Here is a 5774-nt window from a genome sequence, read left to right on the forward strand (position 1 = left end):
AGGTAGCAGTTCGGCCCGAGAACCGTGTGATATCCCATTTCCCGCCACTTTTCCAGGGCATGGCCAAAAGCTGTCCGATAGGGCTCGATATTGCAGCCGAAGGACGGCGCCAGAAAACCGATCGTGCCTCCCTTTGGCAAATGTTTCGGATACCTCATACAAATCCCTCCCGGCCTCTGAAAGACCCAATCCGCAGTCCGCCTTGCTGCAGCCCCGCCCTGTCCTACGCTACAGGCCCTGAAACTCTTCCGTCATGCCCTCTCACAGCCGTGACCGCCTGCCCGTCACAGCCTCCTGTCACTCCGGAAACATCCTGTCAAATATCTCAAATCCGTCAAATGTGGCAAAATAATCCTTCGGCGTCTCCGCCCGGCGGATCAGCTCCACGCTCCCGTCCTCCTTGAGCAACAGCTCCGCGGATTTCAGCTTCCCGTTGTAATTGTACCCCATGGAAAATCCATGTGCCCCGGTGTCGTGAATCGCCATATAGTCCCCGATCTCCACCTTTGGCAGCGCCCGGTCGATGGCGAATTTGTCATTGTTCTCACACAGCGATCCCACCACGTCATAGGTATGGTCGCAGGGCGCGTCCTCCTTGCCCAGCACCGTGATATGATGGTACGCGCCGTACATGGCGGGCCGCATCAGATTTACCGCGCAGGCGTCAACCCCTGCGTACTCCTTATGGATATGCTTCTCGTGGATCACCTTCGTCACCAGATGCCCGTAAGGCCCGGTCATGTACCGGCCAAGCTCGGTGTAGATGGCCACGTCCCCCATCCCCGCCGGGGTCAGAATCTCCTCAAAGGCCTTCCGCACGCCCTCCCCGATGACCCGGATGTCATTGGGCTCCTGATCCGGGCGATAGGGAATCCCAATGCCCCCGGACAGGTTGACGAAAGCGATTTTCGCCCCCGTCTCCCGCTGCAGCTCCACGGCCAGCTCGAAAAGCTGCCTGGCCAGTTCCGGATAGTATTCGTTAGACACCGTATTGCTGGCCAGGAACGCGTGGATGCCGAAGCGCTCCACGCCCCTCTCCTTCAGGATGCGGAAGCCCTCAAACATCTGCTCTTTTGTAAATCCGTACTTGGCATCCCCCGGATTGTCCATGATGTCCGTTCCCATGGCGAAATATCCGCCGGGATTGAACCGGCAGCTTAAGGTCTTCGGCAGATACCCCAAAGTCTTCTCCAGGAAGTCTATGTGCGTGATATCGTCTAAATTGATGGTTGCCCCCAGCTTCGCCGCCAGGACATACTCCTCCGCCGGCGTCTCGTTAGAGGAGAACATGATGTCCTCCCCCTTCATGCCCACCGCGCCGGCAAGCATCAGCTCCGTATAGGACGAGCAGTCGCTGCCGCAGCCATATTCCTTCAGAATCTCCATCAAAAAGGGATTGGGAGCCGCCTTCACCGCGAAGAACTCCTTGTACCCCGGATTCCAGGAGAACGCCTCCTTCAGAGCTCTGGCATTCTCACGAATCCCCCTCTCGTCATAGATATGAAAGGGGGTCGGATAGGTCTTTGCGATTTCCTCCACCAGCTGTCTGGTGACAAATGCTTTCTTTTCCATTGTAATCTGCATTCTCCATTGTAGTCAATTCTGTCTCCTGGTTTTCCGCCGTTTGCATAACATAGGATTCAGGAGCAGGATTCTATTGTCAAGCATTCTCAATCTGCCAGTCGATGGGCTCCAGCCCGTTCTCCTCCAGGAAGCGGTTGGTCTGGCTGAAGGGTCTGCTGCCGAAGAAGCCGCTGTTTGCGGAGTAGGGGCTGGGATGGGCTGCCTTCAGTATCAGGTGCTTCGGATTGTCCAGCATCTTCTCCTTGGCCTGGGCGGGCCGCCCCCAGAGGATGAAGACTATGGGCCTGTCCTGCTTGTTCAGGGCGCGGATCGCCGCGTCCGTGAACTCCTCCCAGCCCTTGCCCCTGTGGGAATTGGCCTGGTGGGCCCGCACTGTCAGCACCGTGTTCAGCATCAGGATCCCCTGCTGCGCCCATTTCACCAGATAGCCGTTGTTGGGGACATAGCAGCCCAAGTCGTCATGGAGCTCCTTGTAGATGTTCACCAAAGACGGCGGAATGTTTACATCGGGCTTCACGGAAAAGCAGAGCCCATGGGCCTGTCCCACATTGTGGTAGGGATCCTGCCCGATGATGACCACCTTCACCTCGCTAAGAGGCGTCAGATGGAAGGCGTTGAAGATATCCTCCGCAGGCGGGAACACCTGCCTGGTATCATACTCCGTCTTCACAAACTCATACAGCGTTTTGTAATAAGGCTTATGAAATTCCGGCCCCAACTCCGCCAGCCAGTCATTTTCAATCATTGCCACTTCTTCTGTCCATCCTTTCTTTATCTGTCGTCCGCCATTGCGCTCTGCAGCCTCTTCTCTCCGGCCCGTCACGCCGCCAGCTGCCGGAAGAATGTCCCGGTGCCCGCCGCGCTTACAGCCTCACGCTGATGCCCCGGCTGCGCAGATACTCCTTCACCTGCCCTATCTCCAGCTCCTTATAATGGAACAGGGACGCCGCCAGCACCGCCTCGGCCCCCGCGTCCGCCAGAGCCTCGTAGAAATGCGCCGGCTCCCCCGCGCCGCCGGAGGCGATCACCGGGATGTCCACCGCATCCGCCACTGCTTTGGTCAGCTCCAAATCGTATCCGGCCTTGGTGCCGTCCCCGTCCATGCTGGTCAGCAGGATTTCCCCGGCCCCCAGGCGCTCCGCCTCCATGGCCCATTCCACCGCGTCCAGCCCTACGTCCACCCGGCCGCCGTTCTTATACACGCTGTAGCCCCCGCCCGGCCGCCTCTTGGCGTCGATGGCCACCACCACGCACTGGCTTCCGAATTTGTCCGCCGCGTCGGATATCAGCCCCGGATTCATGATTGCCGCCGAGTTCACGGAAATCTTGTCCGCGCCCTCCCGCAGGATTGCCCGGAAATCCTCCACCGTGCGGATGCCTCCGCCCACCGTGAAGGGAATGAACAGCTCCGCGGCCACCCGCCGCACCCATTCAAGCTGGGTATTGCGGCTGTCCGAGGAAGCCGTGATGTCCAGGAACACCACCTCGTCCGCCCCGGCCTTATCGTATGCCGCGGCCACGTCCGCCGGGTCTCCCGCGTCCCGCAGATTCACGAAATTGATTCCTTTTACCACCCTGCCGTCCTTGATGTCAAGACAGGGGATCACCCTCTTTGTATGCATCAGCCCTCCCCCATACAGATTCTGCAGAAATTCCGCAGGATTCCCATCCCCGCCCCGGAGCTCTTCTCCGGATGGAACTGGCAGGCGAACACATTCCCTTTCTCTACAGAAGCGTGTATATGTGTCCCATATTCCGTACATGCGGTAACGATGCCCTCATCCGCGGCCTGCAGATAATAGGAATGGACGAAATAGACATACGGATTTCCCTCCAGTCCCTCAAACAGCCGCCCCTTCCGGGGAAAGCTCAGATCGTTCCATCCGATATGGGGAATCTTCAGCCCGCCGGAAGCGGGTATCCGCAGGATCCGCCCCTCCAGGACATGGAGCCCCTCCGCCCCAGGGCTCTCCTCGCTGCTGTCGAACAGTAGCTGCAGCCCCAGGCAGATTCCCAGGAAGGGCTTCCCGGACTCCACGCACCGATGGATTACATCCACCAGTCCGTAAGCCTGCAGCTTCTCCATGGCATCCCCGAATGCCCCCACCCCGGGCAGGATTACGCCGTCAGCCCCCAGGATTGCTTCCGCGTCCCTGGTGACTGCCGCCTCCTGTCCCAGATGGAGCAGCGCTTTCTCGACGCTTTTTATATTCCCTGCATCATAATCGATAATCGCTATCATATTGCATCTTCCCACATTCTGCCGCTATATCCTTCCCTCTCGGCGGACGCGGCATATTCCGGCATCGGTCTGCGAAATTCCCCTCTTCCGTCCCCGCCCTTTCCGGCGTCAGTCCGCAAAATTTTCCTCTCCCAGCTCAGCCTCTTCCGGCAGTTCGTCCACAATGGCATCCGCTCCGTCCTCGGGCGCTCCCCCGGGCTGCCCCTCAGCCTCCCCCGCATCGCTGGAATCCCCTTCCGGCTGCTGGGGCACGGCGGGCGTGCTCCCGGAACCGTATCCCTTTCCTTCCGCCAGCGCGGTGACGGCTCTGGTATACTCAATGCGGCTCCCCAGTGCCGCGATTTCCTTCGCCTGCTCCTCCGTGATGCCATACTTGTCGGACAAGATGCCCAGGATGCCGGCATAGAGCTGCTCTACCTCCGGCAGAGCCTCGCACTGGGCGGCATATTCCTGGACGGCCGGAAAATCCGCCACTGTCCGGAGCAGACTGTCCACCGCCTGCAGCTCGGTGCCGTTTTTCAGGACGATTTCGTACTTCCTGCACTCCTGTTCCATATAGAGGATGCTCTCTGCCTTTCCGTACATCCGGGCCTGCTCCTCATCCAGCTTCTTGCCGTACAGGTTCTGGTAGCAGGTCTGATAGTCCCCGTTGCTGAAAGCCTCCGCGGCCTCCTGCTTTACGGAATAGTCCGTAGCCAGGTTCACGAAGATGAACACCACGGCGCCTACCGTAGCACCCAGCAGCAAGATGGGCAGGGACTTTTTGAAGGTCAGCTTCTTGCTGGTATAGGGCTCCGGCTCCTTTTCCTTCTTCGGCTTCTTGGGTTTCGGCGGCTTGGCAGGCTTAGGCGCTTTTTTCTTCTTCTCTTTCTTCTTGGCGGGCTTCTTCGCCTTTTTCGCTTTCTTGCCGCTGGCCTTTTCTTTGTCCAGGTCCTTCAGGATCTCCTGGTTCTCCTCAGACATGGGGATATCTTCATTCTCCGGCTCTTCCTCGGTCAGCATGGTAATGATTTTGGACATGAAGCCGCCCTTGCGCTTTGCTCCTGCCTCTTCCTGCGGCCCGCTGGAGATGTCCGGGATAAAGGCATCTATCTCGTCCATATCCAGCTCCATGATATCGGATTCCGCTGTCTTTTCTTTTACTGGCGCCACGTCCTCTTCCTTCATCCTTTCCGCTTCCGGCGCTTTCTCCCGCTCCCGGGCAGCGTCATATTCCTTTCCCAGCTCATTGACGCTGAATCCACCGGGTTTCCCGGCGGATTCCCTCTCTTCCCCGCGTCCCACATTGCCCGCGTCGGAGACGATGCTGTCCAGCAGGTCCCTGTCCAGAAGCATGTCGAACTCCTCAATCTCCCCGGAGCCCTCCGCCTTCGTCTCCGACGGCTCCGAATCCTTTCCGCCGCGCTTCTTTCCCCGCTTCGCCGCCTTCCCGGCTTTGGCCGCCTCCTTTTCCGCTTTCCGTCTGGCTGCCTTTTCCGCCTTTTCCTGGGCCTTCCGCGCTTTCTTCTCCGCTTTGCGCGCCTTGGCGTCAGCAGGCGGCGCCACCGACTCTTCCGCCCCTTCTATGTCCGCAAGCAGCCGGTCTGCCGGGCCCTGGCGAGAGCCCGTCTCCTCCTCCGCTCCCGCGTCGATTGCCTCGTTCCTGTCGGACTTCTTCAGCATGTCCTGAATGTCCAGCAAATCGTCGTCCTCATGGTCCCCTGCTTCCTCCAGCATGTCGAGGACGTCCCCCTGGGGCACATCCTCAGGCTCCTCCGGACGCGTCCCCGCGCCCTCTGCCAGGAGCTTTTCTATCTCCTCCGCAGACAGCTCCGTGAGGGCATCTATCCCCAAGCTGTCCGATTCCGCATTTCCGTTTCTGTTCTTGTCCTCATTGGAAGGCATGTTCTCTCCTCCGGTTTCTATGAATAGATCGGAAGAGCGTCGTGTAGGGAAAGAGTGTAGATCT

Annotated in this window: 5 protein-coding genes; all 5 read right to left on the reverse strand. The window is 59.1% G+C overall.

Translation table 11 applies throughout. The features are described from left to right. Window positions 1-297 precede the first annotated feature (297 nt). Window positions 298-1572 (reverse strand): diaminopimelate decarboxylase, encoded by a 1275-nt coding sequence (locus Q2B33_RS03770; RefSeq protein ID WP_300565307.1) that lies wholly within the window; start codon window positions 1570-1572, stop codon window positions 298-300. A gap of 88 nt (window positions 1573-1660) precedes the next feature. Then, window positions 1661-2335 (reverse strand): uracil-DNA glycosylase, encoded by a 675-nt coding sequence (locus Q2B33_RS03775; protein ID WP_300565305.1) that lies wholly within the window; start codon window positions 2333-2335, stop codon window positions 1661-1663. Between the two features lie 112 nt (window positions 2336-2447). After that, on the reverse strand, window positions 2448-3206 hold the full coding sequence (gene hisF / locus Q2B33_RS03780; RefSeq protein ID WP_300565303.1) for an imidazole glycerol phosphate synthase subunit HisF: 759 nt from the start codon (window positions 3204-3206) through the stop codon (window positions 2448-2450). Then, a complete protein-coding gene (gene hisH / locus Q2B33_RS03785) occupies window positions 3206-3826 on the reverse strand; it encodes an imidazole glycerol phosphate synthase subunit HisH (RefSeq protein ID WP_300565301.1) in 621 nt (206 codons plus the stop codon). The genes hisF and hisH overlap by 1 nt, the downstream gene beginning before the upstream one ends. 108 nt (window positions 3827-3934) lie before the next feature. Further along, complete coding sequence (locus Q2B33_RS03790; RefSeq protein ID WP_300565299.1) at window positions 3935-5710, reverse strand: hypothetical protein; 1776 nt, start codon at window positions 5708-5710, stop codon at window positions 3935-3937. Window positions 5711-5774 lie beyond the last annotated feature (64 nt).

Origin of the sequence: uncultured Acetatifactor sp. (assembly GCF_948601915.1) — a bacterium.
Taxonomy (GTDB): Bacteria; Bacillota; Clostridia; order Lachnospirales; family Lachnospiraceae; genus Acetatifactor.

Bases quoted from the DNA above. Each gene is read 5' to 3' on its own strand.
- Q2B33_RS03770 (WP_300565307.1), bottom strand. From the start codon at position 1,572: ATGGAAAAGAAAGCATTTGTCACCAGACAGCTGGTGGAGGAAATCGCA.
- hisF (WP_300565303.1), bottom strand. From the start codon at position 3,206: ATGCATACAAAGAGGGTGATCCCCTGTCTTGACATCAAGGACGGCAGG.
- hisH (WP_300565301.1), bottom strand. From the start codon at position 3,826: ATGATAGCGATTATCGATTATGATGCAGGGAATATAAAAAGCGTCGAG.
- Q2B33_RS03790 (WP_300565299.1), bottom strand. From the start codon at position 5,710: ATGCCTTCCAATGAGGACAAGAACAGAAACGGAAATGCGGAATCGGAC.